This window comes from Dongshaea marina (genome assembly GCF_003072645.1).
GTDB classification, from domain to species: domain Bacteria; phylum Pseudomonadota; class Gammaproteobacteria; order Enterobacterales; family Aeromonadaceae; genus Dongshaea; species Dongshaea marina.
Genome location: NZ_CP028897.1, coordinates 2342040 through 2357729 on the forward strand (window position 1 = coordinate 2342040; position 15690 = coordinate 2357729).

The window sequence follows — 15690 nt, forward strand, 5'->3', positions numbered from 1 at the left end:
TTCAGGATATCTCTTTTATCATCAATTCAGAAGCTCCCTCAGGAACCTCATAGGAGGCAGGAGAGGGGAGTTCAACGGGATCAAAGGCGGTATCTCCACCTTCAACCAGAGGCTGATCTTTGCTGAGATCCTTAAAGTTGAAAAGGGAGTGATCCAGCATATGGCTTGGTGTGATGTTTTGCACTGCGCGGAACATGGTTTCAATCCGGCCCGGGTAGTTTTTATCCCAGTCTCTGAGCATCTTTTTGACTTCCTGACGCTGCAGGTTTTTCTGTGAGCCACACAGGTTACAAGGGATGATCGGGAACTCTTTGATCTCAGCATACCGCTCAAGATCCTGCTCCTTGCAGTAGGCCAGAGGGCGAATAACTATGTGCTCGCCATCATCGCTCATCAACTTGGGAGGCATAGACTTCATCTTGCCTCCGAAGAACATGTTTAAGAACAGAGTCTCCAGAATATCATCCCTGTGGTGTCCCAGGGCTATCTTGGTGGCACCTATCTCTTTTGCGGTGCGATATAGGATCCCGCGGCGCAGTCGTGAACACAGGGAGCAGGTGGTCTTTCCCGCTGGGATCTTGTCCTGGACAATCGAGTAGGTGTCTTCTTCAACGATTTTGAAAGGTACGCCGGTAGATTCAAGGTACGCAGGCAGGATATCTTCCGGGAATCCTGGCTGCTTCTGATCCAAATTGACCGCAAAGATCTCAAAGTTGATGGGAGCATGCTGCTGCAGGTTTCTCAGGATATCCAGCATACCATAGCTGTCTTTACCGCCAGACAGGCATACCATCACCCGATCACCCTCTTCAATCATATTAAAGTCAGCGATCGCTTCACCGACATGACGGCGCAGGCGTTTCTGGAGTTTGTTGAAGTTGTACTTCTGCTTTGCGTTGAGATCCTGTTGCATTACTCGATTATCACAGCCAAAAAATTAAGATGGCTATTATAGCCGTGTTCCCCCTCTGAGCAAGGGGGATTCGGCCGATAAGGCAGGTTCAGGAGTTTGTTTGGGGGGCAAGCTTGAGCACCAGTAGATCGCAATCGATTCGATCGACGACATGCTCCGCGGTATTTCCGACAATGGCTGCGGCCCAGCCGGTTCGCCCCTGGCACCCTAGGACGACAAGCTCGGCATCCAGATTGCTGGCAAGCTCAGGGATCACCTCTTCGGGCAGGCCCTCTTCAACATGGGTTTGCGAAAGTGGTAGCTGGTATTTCTGGGCATGCTGCTGCATCTCTTTGAGATGGAGTGCTTTCACATCCTCTGTGTATTGCTGGGGCTCTATCTGGGGAAGCTCTGTCATCATATGCATCGGCATGCCTGGATAAGCATTGACCAGGTGAGGTGTCGCCTCCAGAGTTTGAGCCAGGGAGAGGGTCAATTCAGTGATCTGCTGATTGAGCTCCTGATGAAAAGGTTCGTGACTGCCGCAGTGGATCGCTGCAAGAATGGCTCCCTGTTTGGGCCAGTCATGCTCTTTCACTAACAGGACGGGGCAGGGGGACTCTCGAAGCAGGTGCCAGTCGGTTGGGGTAAAAATAAATTTTTGCAGCAGTGAGTGCTGGTGAGTGTTTTTCAGAACCAGATCATGCTGATCGTCATTTACTTCCTGGATGATCGCTTCAAAGGGGCGGTAATGCCAGACGACCTTGACCTCATACTGGGTTTTGTCGATGGGAAGAGGCTCCAGCAGATCAGCAAGCCAGCAGCTACGTTGCTCAATCACCTGCTGACGCATCTGTTCATGTTCATCCGCTGAGATCAGGGAAGTGATCTCATAGGAAAAATCATAAATGGGCAGAAAAAACTTGAAGCGGATCCCCGGTAACAATGATGCAAGTTTGACCGCCCTGTGTAGCGCTGGCTGATCGTCCATAAATGGGTCGATAACCACAAGAATGTTTTTATATTCTTCCATATCGATTTCCTTCCCTGAATCGCAATTACTTATTGGTCTGTGCCTATGGTGTATTGGGATCAAAACGACGAGAGGCACCGGCAAGAATAGCCAGTTGCTCCGGCTCGAGGATCGTGATGTACTTCCCCTTTACTGTAATCATCTCGCTCTTTTGGAAGCGCCCCAGTAAACGACTGATGGTTTCGACCGTGAGACCCAGATAATTACCTATATCTCCACGGGTCATGGTGAGGCGAAACTCCCGGGAGGAAAATCCTCGCTGGGCAAAGCGCATCGAGAGATTAAACAGAAAAGCCGCAAGACGTTCCTCGGCATTCTTTTTGCTCAGTAGCAGGATCATCTCTTGATCATAAACAATCTTATTGCTCATCAGGCGCATCAGTTGCTGGCGCAGCTTAGGCATTTTACCCGAGAGCTCATCCAGAACTTCGTAAGGGATCTCACATACCATGGAGGTCTCAAGGGCCTGGGCAAAACTTGGGTGGCGATGATCATTGATCGCATCGAAACCTACCAGATCGCCCGCCAGGTGAAAAGCGGTGATCTGTTCATCACCCTGCTCGGTGATGGTGTAACTCTTGATACTTCCAGAGCGGATGGCAAACAGAGATTTAAGCTCGTCACCAGCTTTGAATAGCTCTGCGCCTTTTTGGATGGGCTTTTTACGCTCGATAATATGATCGAGAAGATCGAGCTCATTTTCATTGAGGGTAAATGGAATGCACAACTGACTGATGCTGCAATCCTGGCATCGGATTGGGCAGCCTCCGGATTGAATGCGTCTGCCAGTTTTTTTTTCTTGAGTCATCTGCTTCGACAGCCTTTTGATTTATATCAATATCTTATCACTATTCTTTTGAATTTGTGTAGCACTCCTCCAATCGGAGGAGTGCTTGCAAGTTCATGATCTAAACCGGCTTAGTTTAGGCTTGGTTTTGTGGGCTGACGGGCTGGCTGGAAGCATACTCCCGGGCCAGGCTTGAGCCTGCGGCTCGACCGACATTATCGATGGCTGGGCGTAGCTCCTCGGCATATTCAGTGATATTCCATGGTGCTTCGCGAACCGGAAGCGACTCACAAGGAACATGAGTTGCAACCGCGTTAACCATCAGTGAGCGCACTATGATCCCGGACTGGGTCACAGTATCCTGGAGTGGCTGTGCATCAGCTTTCTGCTCTGGTGCTTTCCGGGCAGGCTCTGAGCTCTCCGGAGCTGGCTGCTGACTCTCTGGCTGCTGAGCCTGAGCTACTTCAGCTGGTTCTGGTTGTTGCACCGGCGCAGCTTCAGTGATGACTGGAGTCTGCTCAACCTGCTCAACCTGCTCAACCTGCTCAACCTGCTCAACCTGCTCAGTTTTAACCTGAGCTGTTTGGGAAGCCTGTGGTGCAGATTCTTGTGCAGGCACGGCTTGCTCAGCTGGCAGCTGCTCAGTGTTCACACTCTGTGCTACGATTTCCTGAACCTCTGGCTTAGACTGCTCCTGGGTAGCAAATGGTTGCTGCTCTTCAGTAGCTGGTTTCTCCTGTGCTACCTCTGAATCCTCCACTTTTTGGCGGCGTGCTTCTTCATTGATCCGCTTGCGACGCTGAGCATGGGATACCTGATGGCGCGGCGTGCGACGGCTACGACGAGGCTCTGCATCCTGGCCATTTTCTGCCTGTGTGTTGGCAGCGACCTGGGCAGGCTTACTCTGCTGTTGAGCCTGCTGCGTTTCAACGGCTTCCTTGTTGATTTCTGTCGCTTTAGAAGAGGTCTCCTGGGCAGGCTTAGCGCTGCGTGGTGACTGGTTCGTCTCCTGTTGTGCCCGGTTCTCCCGAGTTTCGTTGTTGCGTGGCTGGCGTGCTTGACGCTGTGGTCTGCTGCTCTTCTCCTGTACCTGAGCTTCAGACTCAAGGGCTGGCGTTGACTGGGCCGCAACCTCGGTTTCTACCGCTTGCTCAATCCGCACCTTCTTGCGAAGGTTCCGGCGTTGTCTGCGTTCAGCAACCTGTTGCTGCTTTTCCTGTTGCTTCTCTTGCTGTTTTTGAGCCGGAGTCGCTGCTGTATCCTGAGTCCGCTCTGCGTCACGGTTTGTATTGCGTGCCGGGCGGCGGTTTTTCGCCTGAGTTTGAGGACGCTCACGATTGGTACGTTGTGGTTTGTCCTGGGTTTTTTCCTGGGATTGACCTTGCTGGCGATTGGCTGCACGATCCCGGCCGGGCTTGCTTTCGGAGCGGCGATCGCGCCGACGATTGCTGTTGCGGTTTGTGCTTTCGGAGCGGCGAGACTGGTTACTGCTGCTGTGGTTAGCCGCAGGCTTCTCTTCAGCCGCAGGTGCAGGAGCTGCTTCTGCCTTGAACAGGCTGGCAATCGCCGAACCAATACGGGCCAGCAGCCCTGGTTGAGCCTGCTTTACAGGTTGAGCTGATGGTGCTGGTTTGGCTGCCGGAGCACTCATCCCCTGTAGAACCGGTTGCTCACTCTTGAGAGCCTGAGCCTGTTTCGGCGTGTACTGCTTGAGCTCAACTTCACTCTTCATGGCATAGCTGGAGCTTTCGAGCTCTTCGCCATTGCGAACTCGGGTCAGCTCGAAGTGAGGTGTATCAAAATGCTCGTGAGGGATGATGTAGATATCAACCTTGTAGCGCTTCTCCAGCTTACTGATGGCCTGACGTTTTTCGTTGAGCAGGTAGGCGGCAACGTTTACCGGAACCTGAGCATTGACCTGCTGGGTATTATCCTTGATGGACTCCTCTTCGATGAGGCGCAGGATAGACAGAGCCAAAGACTCGTTATCACGAATACGGCCACGACCCTGACAGCGAGGGCAGAGGTGAGTGGAGGTTTCCCCCAGAGAGGGGCGCAGACGCTGGCGGGACATCTCCATCAGGCCGAAACGGGAGATCCGACCCAGCTGGATGCGAGCTCGATCCTGGCGAACCGCCTCGCGCAGGCGATTTTCAACTTCACGCTGGTGACGGACCGGGGTCATATCGATAAAGTCGATAACGATCAGGCCACCCAGATCTCGCAGACGCAGCTGACGAGCGATCTCCTCGGCGGCTTCCAGGTTGGTTTGGAATGCGGTTTCTTCGATATCGCCGCCCTTGGTGGCACGGGCGGAGTTAATATCGATAGAGGTCAGAGCTTCGGTTGGATCGATGACGATACTACCACCGGATGGCAGTTGTACCTCTCGCTGAAAGGCTGACTCGATCTGGCTCTCGATCTGGAAGTGACTAAACAGTGGGATCTCACCATTGTAGCGCTTGACCTTCTGCAGAGCGTCCGGGCGAACCAGCTCGATGTGCTTGGTCGCACGATCAAACACCTTCTGGTTGTCGACCAGGATCTCTCCGATATCGCGGCGCAGGTAATCCCGAATCGCGCGAACGATGACGTTGCTCTCCTGATGGATCAGAAACGGTGCAGGCTGGCTCTCCGAAGCTTGCTTAATCGCATTCCAGTGGTTCAGCAGGATGTTGAGATCCCAGGCGAGTTCATCGGAGGATTTGCCCACACCTGCGGTACGGACAATCAGCCCCATCCCTTCGGGAAGCTTGAGCTGACTCAGAGCTTTTTTAAGCTCTGTGCGCTCTTCACCTTCGATGCGTCGGGAGATTCCACCGGCTCTGGGATTGTTTGGCATCAGCACCAGGTAACTACCCGCAAGACTGATAAAGGTAGTCAGGGCCGCGCCTTTGGTGCCGCGCTCCTCTTTATCAATCTGGATAATCACTTCCTGGTTTTCTTTGATCACATCCTTGATGTTGATGCGACCACGGGGAGTAAAGTTTTCTGGAAAGTAGCTGCGGGCAATCTCTTTTAGAGGCAGGAAACCGTGGCGTTCGGCGCCATAGTCGACAAAAGCGGCTTCCAGGCTGGGCTCAATACGGGTGATTTTCCCCTTATAGATGTTCGCTTTTTTCTGCTCGTGTCCCGGGCTTTCAATATCCAGGTCGTATAATTTTTGCCCATCAACCAGGGCGACTCGCAACTCCTCTTCCTGAGTTGCATTGATTAGCATTCTTTTCATCGATAACTCGTGTTGTTATGTAACGATTGTGTCAATAATCACGGTGTTATTGAATGCAGGCCCCGGGTTTAATCAGCGGAGCCTCACGGCTGCTTTGGGGTGGGGCGCTGTTGTTGTATGCATTCACGACACCTGACTTTTATGGTGTTTCATTTGGAGAATAGTTCTCCGAGCGAGAATTAACCTGCTTTTTTTATGGGCTCCCGGTCTGTTTTTACCGGTTTCGTTTCTTTTTTGAGCCATTTGGATTCGTTATTCTGCAACAGGCTGGAAAATCTCAGAAAATCCGGCGCATTATCCCATTAGTTGGCCGAATTTCGCAAGCCGCTATTTTTCCAGACACCAACTATAACTCATGCTAGAATTTCACGCCATGAATGAAGTAAATCAAACGGTCCGCCTGCTCGCAATTGATGCTGAGAACGAGGGGCAGCGGATTGATAATTTTTTAGTCACTCAGCTCAAAGGGGTTCCAAAGAGCCGCATCTACCGCATCCTGAGAAAAGGGGAGGTCCGGGTCAATAAGAAACGGGTCAAACCTGTGTATCGTCTGTGTGCCGGAGATGAGGTCAGGATCCCACCGATTCGTGTTGCAGAAAAAGATGAGTCGATTCAGCCCTCATCCCATTGGGACTGGGTACAAAATCTGCAAAAATGCATCCTGTATGAAGATGATCACCTGCTGGTGATCAATAAACCTTCTGGCATGGCGGTCCATGGCGGAAGCGGAGTGAATGCCGGGGTGATTGAGGGGCTACGGGCATTGCGTCCGGAGGCTCGCTTTCTGGAGCTGGTGCACAGACTGGACCGGGATACTTCCGGATGTCTGCTGGTTGCGAAAAAGCGCAGTGCCCTGCGCCACCTGCATGAGCAGTTGCGTGATAAGACAGTGACCAAAAAATATTGGGCGCTGGTTCGCGGTCGCTGGCAGTCGGATAAGAAGGTGGTGAATGCGCCACTTCGCAAGAATGTTCTTAAATCTGGCGAGCGTATGGTCCGGGTCGATGCGGAAGGTAAGCCTTCCCAGACCCGCTTTAAAATTTTGCAAAACTACCAGGAGGCTACTCTGGTTGAGGCATTTCCTGTGACCGGACGGACTCACCAGATCCGGGTGCATGCCCTGAGCCAGGGACACCCCATCGCCGGTGATATGAAGTATGGTGATGAAGGCTTTGATATTCGAATGAAGCGTAAGGGGCTGGAAAGACTATTTCTGCACGCGCATCAGCTGATTTTTACTCATCCCAACAGTGGTGAAAAGCTGGAAGTGATTGCACCTCTTGAGGAAAGTCTCGAACAACTCCTGGCACAGCTGGTAAAGGTAAAACACTAATGCGTTATAAGCTGGTTATTTTTGATTGGGATGGCACCCTGATGGATTCGCTGGAGCGGATCGTTTCTTCGATGCGTCATGCTGCAAAGAAAACCGGTTTACCCCTGCCTCAGCCCGCAGCGGTTCGCGATATCATAGGGCTCAGCTTTGAGTCCGCACTGCCTAAACTATTTGGTGATGACTGGCAGTTACATGCCCCCGATTTTATCGAACACTATCGATCCTTCTATCAGGAGATTGATGAGACGCCATCTCCTCTCTATCCGGGTGCTGATTTGGTGGTGCAGGGGCTTTATCAGCAGGGATACCAGCTTGCAATCTCAACGGGGAAAGGACACAGGGGGTTGAGCCGGGTCCTGAAATCCTCAGGGCTTGAACATTACTTTCATGCTACCCGGGGAGCTGATCAGGCACGCTCAAAACCCGACCCCCTGATGCTTGAGCAGATCTTGCAGGAGCTTGATCTGACTGTAAGTGATGCCGTCATGGTCGGGGATTCCCGATATGATATGGCAATGGCTGAGGCGATCGGTATGGACAGGATCGCGGTTACCTATGGGGTCCATGGTCCCGAGGAGCTGGATTCTCATCAGCCTGTCGCCTATCTCAATGATATCAGGGAGTTACCTGGCTATCTGTAGGGTGGTAGTGCTTGTTCACCTTACATAAACCTTCTTGTGGCCTTTTAGTTTTTTAGTGATGGAGCAAGCTTGCCCGGTGTTACCAAAGTTGCAACGATAGGGAGCTGATCCGTCTGTTTATGGTATACTGCTCACCCTTTGAACAATTATCTGTTTTTCCCCGTAAAGGGTCAGCTTATCTGATGGGCTTGAGCTCCAAACGCAACCACTCAAGTGCTGCGCTCTCGCAGGTGAAATACTCTATTTTGCGCTGGGACTCTTTAACTTTCTCCCCGTAGTGGCTCACGATCGCTTTCTGTATGTTAGTGCTTGGCAAGAAGGCTTCGCGGTATAAACCGATTTTTACCAGCTCCTGCACGGTCCAGTCAAAATACTCAGTGACATCAGGAGTGCATAGCTCCCATTTGCGGGCATCACTCAGCATCCCCCATCGAGAGCCCTCCAAATGCTCTTTATGAATATCACACTGCTTATTAAACCACTGTGTTGCTGCTTCAAGGTTCCACGAACCAAAACCTCGTCCGATAATAATCCCCTCAGAAATATAGGACAGGTCAAATTCATAGGTCCCGTGCGCATTTTTTTGGTAGTCCATAATCAGCCCCTGTTAGCAAACAATGAACAGTTGAAATCACTTTTATCTATTCAAAGTTAATCAGATGTCACGACCAATGCAAAACCGCTGGGCTGCAATCGAATAGCTACCTGACAAGTTTCCTCTTGGTGAGGACCCCTCAGCTTTCGTCTAAACTTACAGCAACACAGGCTAGAGGGCATGATCTTGAGTCAACTGCTGCGATTATTCATCCTACTGCTCCTGGTCGGAGCGCCGTTAACTTATGCAAAACCTGTTGTGAAGGCTTGCGGCCACCATGACTATGCTCCCTGGAATTGGCGAGTCGGTGATCAGATTGTCGGTGCCTGTGCCGAGGTAACTAAGACGCTTTTTGAAAAACTCGGAGTCACGGTCGATTTGAGTTACCAGGGGAACTGGCAGCAGTGTCAGAGCAAAATCAAAACCGGAGAGGTTGATGTAAACATCTGCTCTTTTATTAACAGTGAACGCCAGCAATACTCTCGCTTTATTCAGACTCCGATGGGTTACAACGAGAATGCAGCCTTTGTAAATCAGAAGGTCCCCTTCAAATTTTCCAGATGGAGTGATTTTGATGGTCATACGGTCGGTATGGTGCAGGGAGTTAGTATTGGGCAGAAGTTTGATGATTTTCTAAGACAACACACCAAGGTTGTACGGGTGACAGATTACCGTAAGGCATTTGAGTTTCTGGCGGCCAAGCGTGTCGACTTTGTGCCGGTTGGGCGGTACAGCGGTTATGCGATGATCAAGGCTTTTAAGCTTGAAAAACAGCTTACCGATCTTCCCAAGTCAATCCTGACCGGCAAGCTTTATATCTCTATGTCTAACAAATCAAAATATTTGCATCTGCTTCCTGAGGTAGAAAAGCAGATCCAGAAACCCGGCTATTACCCCTGGCTTTCTGAGCTGCTGCAAAAGTATGCTGACGAGTATGGGGATCAGTTTGCGGAGTAGTCCCAAAAACTTAGCCGGCGTATTCAAGATCAAGGGCTGGCTCATTTCTTTGAGGCTTACATCATTCATCAGTTGGTTTAGCTGGTCGGACATTCACTGATCTCTGTGGTGGTGTTGCCTGCGTCATCCTGGGTTGTATTGATACAGGTTCCCTGGTCTTTCTTTTGAGTATTTTGCTTGTCATTGCTTTTAGATAAAACCGATCTTTTTTCCCGGTTTTGTACGATCAGCTTATCTTGTGAATACAGCTCAAAACTTGGGTCCACAGGGGGAGGCTCGATGCCAAGATCAATGTAGGGATCGATAAATTGCTCTAATCCGCCACTGTTGGAGTTAAGATTACTGCGATCGGGGGCTCGCACGATAAGCCGCTTTGCAGTGATATTCGATGAGATATAGCTGATCCCTGTGAAATTACTGTAGGTGAGACCTTCTCCGTCTCTGAGCTCGAAGAGAACGGTCCCCTCACCGGCATCGATTATAGTGGCGACCGAGATCAAGGCGGGATAGGGGCTACGTTCTTCATCAATAACTCCGCTTGCTAACCTGTCATTTGCGATCAGTGTGAGATCACCACCATCCGTGATAATTTCACCGGTTATGAGCTGAATGGCATTACCCGATTGAAATGTTAGTGAAGCTTTTACTGGATTCGGGTTATTTACAACAATGTTGCCAGTGAAGCCTATATAGTCGCTGGCTTGTAGAGTAACAGAGACCCCCTGGTTCAGCAGGTTTTGAATATCGAGATCCAGGATGCTGATTGACTGGTTACCCGGGTCATCTTGGTAACTGTAGTGTCCCGATGAGGGAAAAAGGATATCACTGGGGAATGCACTAATATCGATGGTTTCGGGATCCAGCAGCAGGGTCCCACCTGAACCCGGAGTTACGCGACTTAACCCAGCATCAAGCAATTTGTTGGCCGAGGATATTTCAACAAAGCCTCCTTTCATGCCTTGAGTATCAATGGATCCGAGCTGGGTCGTGTGTTGATCGGACCAGATCACCACGGCGCCACCGGAACCCGCAGATGCGGATGCATCGATTCGGCTTGCATCATTGATGAAGGTGTTGCTGGCATTTTTTAGGGCGGGCCTATCTGCAAACTGGCTTCGAAACTCAGAGTGGCGATCATTAGCAGGTGCTGGCTTTCCACCCTGAAAACTGCCACCGATCCGGATCTTACCACCTTGGGTGTGACCGGAAGCATTCAGGGTTGAACTCAGTAAACTTACAGAGTCAGCGCTAAGGTCTATCTCACCGCCTTGTGCTCTGTCACCCTTAGCCTGGTAGTTGGCTGAAGTCCGAAGCTCTTGGGTTGCATCTACCCGGATACTCCCACCACTGGCACCATCTGCATTGAGGGTGCCGCCCATGGCTACAGACTGCCCATGAACAGAGATATTTCCTCCACTGGTTTCTCGTACTCCAGCGACATCCAGAGTGCCACCATTACTGATGTTGCCGCCTTCAAGGATTATTCTGCCATCTTGGAGGCTCAGACTGTGGGCCTGGATGATTCCTGAGTTATTAACAGCTCCCGTCATCAGCTCACGGGTAGTATCAGTGCTGAGCATAACGAAGCCACCTTCAGCCTGAATTAACCCTTTATTGTCAATAAGGGTATTGAGCCTTGCTTTGTCTACTTTTAGTTTGGCCAAACCATCTCCATAAAAATCCAGAGTGAGAGCGTCAGCAGCGCCAAGCAAAATACTGTTTTGATCTGCCCTTAGCTGACCCTCGTTACGGACAATCGGGGAGAGCAGGGCGATATGGCCTGATTTAGCTGTGATCGTTCCCTGGTTGAGTAGCTCGGCAGAAGGGTTGGTTGCTTTGAATTGATAACGCCCCTCTAAAAAAGCCTGATCACTAATATTGAGAGTTGAAGCGGTGATGGCACCTACATTGACCTGGCTGTGTGGACCAAACAGGATCCCGGAGGGGTTTATTAGCATGACATGACCATTGGCATTCAGTCGCCCGAGTATTTGAGAGGGGCTTTGCCCTGTCACCCGGTTGAGAGCGACGCTGCCTGAGCCTGGCTGCTTAAAGGTGACCGAGGCATCCTGACCGATATTAAAGCTCTGCCAATTGGTGATAAGCTTATCGCTGTGCTGATGGATGGCCATGGCAGATCCCTGTTGAGTGATCTGGGCAGAGCCAAATTTTACATCCGAGCCTGAGGGCAGAGCAGGGGATGCTGCTGAGGAAGTAGCAAACGCTATATTTAGGATCACAAAGAGGTAAGCCACCACCCTTCGGCGTGGTATAGCGATTGTGGTACAAGTATGAAGGTCACCATTCATAGCACGACCACACATTTACCTTGGGAGGAGCCTGTTGGTGTCACAGTATCTCTTATGAACTACAGCTACACCTTTAATTTAAGCAGATCCGGTTTAAGTTACCGAGCTTATAGGGTTTGATTTAGCTCGTTGGGCACGCACCGATCTCGGTAGTGGTATTTCCGGTATTATCCTCTTTGGTGCGGATGCATGTTTCATCTTTCTTTTGTCTTTTAGCTTCTGTTGATTTGCTTACACGGATACTTTCAAACGAGTCTTCGTTGTGGTGTTTGAGGAGATACTCGTTTTGAGAGTGCTGCTCAAAATTGAGGTCTATATGAGGAGGCTCAATCCCTAAATCGATATAGGGATCGATAAATGTATCAGGTACATCTGGCTCTTGCTCATCTGGCGGAGTTATTACTGTAATCGAATTTGCGATGATACTTTGTCTATCAATGATTATGCTGCCGAAATCATTAGAGCTAAGGCCTTCCCCAGTACGGAGTTCAAAATATACGTTACCAGTTCCAGCATTGAGTGTTACGAAGCCTCCTTCCATTAAAATGATTGCCGTAAGGTGAGACTCCTTATCTGAGTCGATCACGCCACTGGTTGCATGATCGTTTGCAATAAAAGTGAGATCTCCATTATCTGAGTTGATGCTCGCATCTATGATAATTCCGCCACCTGAATGCAGAGATAAGTTGCCCCCATCTCCATAGGGGTTATCTACATTGATGGGAGCATTCACTGTGATATTGTTACTGGCTTGTAGAATCACATCGGAGCCGCTGGCAAGCAGGGTCTGCAGCTCAATATTGTCTATCTTGCTATTCTGGCCTGAGTCTTCCGCATAACCGTATAACCCTGATTGTGGATTTGCGTTGTTACTGTTAGGAAAAAGACCGATCTCTATCTCTTTAGGATCCAATAGTAATGTCCCGCTGGGGCCAGGCATGAGCCGACTGAATTCTACATGTTGTAACTCTCTGGCAGAGGATATCTCGATAAAGCCTCCTTTCATGCCCTGAGTATCAATCGACCCCAGTTGAGTTGTTCGTTGATTAGACCAGATCACTACAGCACCACCCGAGCCATTAGATGCGGATGCATCGATTCGGCTTTCATCATTGATGAAGGTGTTGCTGGCATTTTGCAGGGGTGGGCTATCGGAAAATAACGCGCGAAACTCAGGGTGAAGATCATTGGCAGGTACAGGCTTTCCACCCTGAAAACTGCCGCCGATCCGGATCTTACCGCCTTGGGTGTGACCGGAAGCATCCAGGGTTGAATTCAGTAAACTTACAGAATCAGCGCTGAGGTCTATCTCACCGCCTTGTGCTCTGTCACCCTTAGCCTGGTAGTTGGCTGAAGTCCGAAGCTCTTGGGTTGCATCTACCCGGATACTTCCACCGCTGGCTCCATAGGCACTGAGGGTGCCGCCTGTGGTTACAGACTGCCCATGAACAGAGATATTTCCTCCACTTGACCCAACTGCTCCTGCGACATTCAGAGTGCCACTGTTACTGATATTGCCGCCTTCAAGGATTATTCTGCCATCTTGGAGGCTCAGGCTGCGAGCCTGGATGATTCCTGAGTTATTGACAGCTCCGGTCATCAGCTCACGGGTTGTATCAGTGCTGAGCATAACCAAGCCACCATCGGCGCTGATGACTCCTCGATTTTCAATCAGGCTATCAAGTTTTGCCTTGTCTACTTTTAGTTTGGCTAAGCCATCCCCATAAAAATCCAGGGTGAGAGCGTCAGCAGCGCCAAGCAAAATACTGTTTTGATCTGCCCTTAGTTGACCCTCGTTACGCACAATCGGGGAGAGCAGGGCGATATGGCCTGAGTGAGCGGTGATTACTCCCTGGTTGAGTAGCTCGGCAGAGGGATTGGTTGTTTTGAATTGATAACGCCCCTCTAAAAAAGCCTGATCACTAATATTGAGAGCTGAGGCGGTGATGGCACCTACATTGACCTGGCTGTGTGGACCAAACAGGATCCCGGAGGGGTTTATTAGCATGACATGACCATTGGCATTCAGTCGCCCGAGTATTTGAGAGGGGCTTTGCCCTGTCACCCGGTTGAGAGCAACGCTGCCTGAGCCTGGCTGTTTAAAGGTGACCGAGGCATCCTGACCGATACTAAAGCTCTGCCAATTAGTGATGAGCTTATCGCTGTGCTGATGGATGGTCATGGCTGACTCTTGTTGACCGATCTGAACCGTCCCCTGGATGACCTGAGGTTGTGCCGGAAGAGTCGTGGTCGGGACGGATGATGCAAGGGCGGATGCCGGGAAGAGGCACAATAGCAATACTAGTATTAAATTGCAGAAAGGCCTGGCAGAGCCTTCATCAGGAGTGAGGCTCTGAGGGAGATAAATTTGAAGATGACCATTGCGCCCCATAACCAGCCTTTATTTTGACACCTTTGTTAATTACAGCATAAAAAGAGCCAGTTTATGGGGGATGAGGTATTTAGCTTCAGCCGTTTACAGTCTGCTGGTGGAAAGCAGAGGATCAAGGCCTTCCTTTTCTAAGAGTTCTCGCAGTGCAATGAGCGGCAGGCCGGTGAGGGCATTAGGATCACGACCCTCCATGGCATCAAACAGCAGGATCCCTGCCGCCTCATTTTTAAAGCTTCCGGCACAATCGAAAGGCTGATCCAGATCCAGATAAGCCTCTATCTGAGCCAAGCTGAGCTCTCTGAAATGAACCTTAAAGGGTTCGACATGGGAGTGCAGCTTTTTTGTGTTGCTATTATAGAGGGCGATGCCGGTCAGAAATGTCACTGCCCGGCCGCTGGCCAGTCGCAGTTGCTCAATCGCTTTATCTCGTGTGTGAGGTTTTCCCAGGATCTCGTTATCAATAGAGCAGACCTGATCACTGCCGATAATCAGTGCATTCGGATATTGCTCGCCAAGCGCTATGGCTTTAGCGATGGCCAGGCGCTCAACCAGAGCTGTAGCATCTTCTCCCGGTAACTCGGTTTCATCGATATTGGGGGCAACGGTAACAAAGGGCAGGTTTAATCTCTGCAGCAGGGATTTACGGTAAGGAGAGGTTGAAGCGAGGATGATTTGGTTCATGCTGATCCTATTTAGAGCAAAGTGATGAAATTTTAAGTGAAATAGCCAGTTGAGGCGATATTTTTATGGGGAGAGACAGTTTTCTTTTGACTATCTTCGGCATCATAGATATCATGCGCGCCCTATGCAAAAGCTGAAATTGCCGAATAAAATTAACCCGTCCCGCTGCGCTTCCCGAGAAGCAGTCTATGAGGCTGTGATCGAAAAAGAGCAGTTGGAACGGCTTGATGCTTCGTCACAGGGCATCCAAAGTGATGTCTCTGTGAAGCTGACCTTTGAAGTGGGGCAATCGCGACGCCCCTTGATCCGGGTTGATGCGAATACCCAGGTCATGCTTCAATGTCAGCGCTGTGGTGGTTCCTTCAGTCATCCAATTGAAATTGCTGATGGCTGTTACCAGGTGGTTCGCGACTTGTCGCAAGAGCTGCCCGAAGGATATGAACCGGTTGAAACAGATGAGGATGGTGAGCTGGATATTTTCCAGTTGATCGAGGATGAACTCATTCTTTTGCTGCCGCTGTCTCCGATGCATGATGATGCCGACTGCCCGATGGCTGATGCGTCTATGAGTTGGGGAGAGATAGCAGAAGAGGAGGAGCGACCCAATCCATTTTCTGTTTTAGAACGATTGAAACGTAATAACTGATCTTAGGAGAGTTAGGGGCAATGGCCGTACAACAGAATCGTAAAACACGTTCCAAGCGTGGCATGCGTCGTTCTCATGATGCACTGAGCGCACCAGCTGCGCTATCAGTTGACCAGACTTCTGGTGAGCTGCACCGTCGTCACCATGTGACAGCTGACGGCTTCTATCGCGGTAAAAAGGTTATCAGCAAGTAAG

Annotated in this window: 13 protein-coding genes; 5 read left to right on the forward strand and 8 right to left on the reverse strand. The window is 50.4% G+C overall.

Going from position 1 to position 15690, the window contains the following annotated elements:
* Nucleotide 1: 1 nt before the first annotated feature.
* From ttcA to rne, 4 genes are all read right to left on the reverse strand, one after another.
* Nucleotides 2-913, reverse strand: coding sequence for a tRNA 2-thiocytidine(32) synthetase TtcA (gene ttcA / locus DB847_RS11225; RefSeq protein ID WP_108650761.1), 912 nt, complete (start codon nucleotides 911-913; stop codon nucleotides 2-4).
* Between the two features lie 88 nt (nucleotides 914-1001).
* Nucleotides 1002-1925: a universal stress protein UspE gene (gene uspE, locus DB847_RS11230; RefSeq protein WP_108650762.1), complete on the reverse strand. Its 924-nt coding sequence runs from the start codon at nucleotides 1923-1925 to the stop codon at nucleotides 1002-1004.
* A 43-nt stretch (nucleotides 1926-1968) separates the two neighbouring features.
* On the reverse strand, nucleotides 1969-2733 hold the full coding sequence (locus DB847_RS11235; protein ID WP_108650763.1) for an FNR family transcription factor: 765 nt from the start codon (nucleotides 2731-2733) through the stop codon (nucleotides 1969-1971).
* Nucleotides 2734-2848: 115 nt separating this feature from the next.
* On the reverse strand, nucleotides 2849-5941 hold the full coding sequence (gene rne / locus DB847_RS11240; protein ID WP_108650764.1) for a ribonuclease E: 3093 nt from the start codon (nucleotides 5939-5941) through the stop codon (nucleotides 2849-2851).
* A 373-nt stretch (nucleotides 5942-6314) separates the two neighbouring features.
* Between rne and rluC the strand changes: the two genes are divergently transcribed.
* The gene (rluC, locus tag DB847_RS11245) at nucleotides 6315-7274 is read left to right on the forward strand and encodes a 23S rRNA pseudouridine(955/2504/2580) synthase RluC (RefSeq protein ID WP_108650765.1); all 960 of its coding nucleotides are present in this window, start codon (nucleotides 6315-6317) and stop codon (nucleotides 7272-7274) included.
* Nucleotides 7274-7915 carry an HAD family hydrolase gene (locus tag DB847_RS11250; protein ID WP_108650766.1) on the forward strand — a complete coding sequence of 214 codons (642 nt, stop codon included), beginning with the start codon at nucleotides 7274-7276 and terminating at the stop codon, nucleotides 7913-7915. The genes rluC and DB847_RS11250 overlap by 1 nt, the downstream gene beginning before the upstream one ends.
* A gap of 175 nt (nucleotides 7916-8090) precedes the next feature.
* Here DB847_RS11250 and DB847_RS11255 read toward each other — a convergent pair whose 3' ends face one another.
* Nucleotides 8091-8510, reverse strand: a complete 420-nt coding sequence (locus DB847_RS11255) for a hypothetical protein (RefSeq protein WP_108650767.1) — start codon at nucleotides 8508-8510, stop codon at nucleotides 8091-8093.
* Nucleotides 8511-8690: 180 nt separating this feature from the next.
* On the opposite strand from DB847_RS11255, the gene DB847_RS11260 reads away from it, so the two are divergent.
* On the forward strand, nucleotides 8691-9467 hold the full coding sequence (locus DB847_RS11260; RefSeq protein ID WP_108650768.1) for a substrate-binding periplasmic protein: 777 nt from the start codon (nucleotides 8691-8693) through the stop codon (nucleotides 9465-9467).
* A gap of 77 nt (nucleotides 9468-9544) precedes the next feature.
* Here DB847_RS11260 and DB847_RS11265 read toward each other — a convergent pair whose 3' ends face one another.
* The 3 genes from DB847_RS11265 to DB847_RS11275 all read right to left on the reverse strand — a co-directional run bounded on the left by DB847_RS11265 (nucleotide 9545) and on the right by DB847_RS11275 (nucleotide 14849).
* Nucleotides 9545-11599: a two-partner secretion domain-containing protein gene (locus DB847_RS11265; protein WP_234418561.1), complete on the reverse strand. Its 2055-nt coding sequence runs from the start codon at nucleotides 11597-11599 to the stop codon at nucleotides 9545-9547.
* A gap of 298 nt (nucleotides 11600-11897) precedes the next feature.
* The gene (locus DB847_RS11270; RefSeq protein ID WP_234418562.1) at nucleotides 11898-13958 is read right to left on the reverse strand and encodes a filamentous hemagglutinin N-terminal domain-containing protein; all 2061 of its coding nucleotides are present in this window, start codon (nucleotides 13956-13958) and stop codon (nucleotides 11898-11900) included.
* Between the two features lie 294 nt (nucleotides 13959-14252).
* Nucleotides 14253-14849 carry a Maf family protein gene (locus DB847_RS11275; RefSeq protein ID WP_108650771.1) on the reverse strand — a complete coding sequence of 199 codons (597 nt, stop codon included), beginning with the start codon at nucleotides 14847-14849 and terminating at the stop codon, nucleotides 14253-14255.
* Nucleotides 14850-14973: 124 nt separating this feature from the next.
* Between DB847_RS11275 and DB847_RS11280 the strand changes: the two genes are divergently transcribed.
* Nucleotides 14974-15495, forward strand: a complete 522-nt coding sequence (locus DB847_RS11280) for a YceD family protein (protein WP_108650772.1) — start codon at nucleotides 14974-14976, stop codon at nucleotides 15493-15495.
* Between the two features lie 20 nt (nucleotides 15496-15515).
* The gene (gene rpmF / locus DB847_RS11285) at nucleotides 15516-15689 is read left to right on the forward strand and encodes a 50S ribosomal protein L32 (RefSeq protein ID WP_108650773.1); all 174 of its coding nucleotides are present in this window, start codon (nucleotides 15516-15518) and stop codon (nucleotides 15687-15689) included.
* Nucleotide 15690: the final 1 nt, after the last annotated feature.

Excerpts from the sequence above, each read along its gene's own strand:
- ttcA (WP_108650761.1), bottom strand. The coding sequence starts at position 913 with ATGCAACAGGATCTCAACGCAAAGCAGAAGTACAACTTCAACAAACTC.
- uspE (WP_108650762.1), bottom strand. The coding sequence starts at position 1,925 with ATGGAAGAATATAAAAACATTCTTGTGGTTATCGACCCATTTATGGAC.
- DB847_RS11235 (WP_108650763.1), bottom strand. The coding sequence starts at position 2,733 with ATGACTCAAGAAAAAAAAACTGGCAGACGCATTCAATCCGGAGGCTGC.
- rne (WP_108650764.1), bottom strand. The coding sequence starts at position 5,941 with ATGAAAAGAATGCTAATCAATGCAACTCAGGAAGAGGAGTTGCGAGTC.
- rluC (WP_108650765.1), top strand. The coding sequence starts at position 6,315 with ATGAATGAAGTAAATCAAACGGTCCGCCTGCTCGCAATTGATGCTGAG.
- DB847_RS11250 (WP_108650766.1), top strand. The coding sequence starts at position 7,274 with ATGCGTTATAAGCTGGTTATTTTTGATTGGGATGGCACCCTGATGGAT.
- DB847_RS11255 (WP_108650767.1), bottom strand. The coding sequence starts at position 8,510 with ATGGACTACCAAAAAAATGCGCACGGGACCTATGAATTTGACCTGTCC.
- DB847_RS11260 (WP_108650768.1), top strand. The coding sequence starts at position 8,691 with ATGATCTTGAGTCAACTGCTGCGATTATTCATCCTACTGCTCCTGGTC.
- DB847_RS11265 (WP_234418561.1), bottom strand. The coding sequence starts at position 11,599 with ATGGCCATCCATCAGCACAGCGATAAGCTTATCACCAATTGGCAGAGC.
- DB847_RS11270 (WP_234418562.1), bottom strand. The coding sequence starts at position 13,958 with ATGACCATCCATCAGCACAGCGATAAGCTCATCACTAATTGGCAGAGC.
- DB847_RS11275 (WP_108650771.1), bottom strand. The coding sequence starts at position 14,849 with ATGAACCAAATCATCCTCGCTTCAACCTCTCCTTACCGTAAATCCCTG.
- DB847_RS11280 (WP_108650772.1), top strand. The coding sequence starts at position 14,974 with ATGCAAAAGCTGAAATTGCCGAATAAAATTAACCCGTCCCGCTGCGCT.
- rpmF (WP_108650773.1), top strand. The coding sequence starts at position 15,516 with ATGGCCGTACAACAGAATCGTAAAACACGTTCCAAGCGTGGCATGCGT.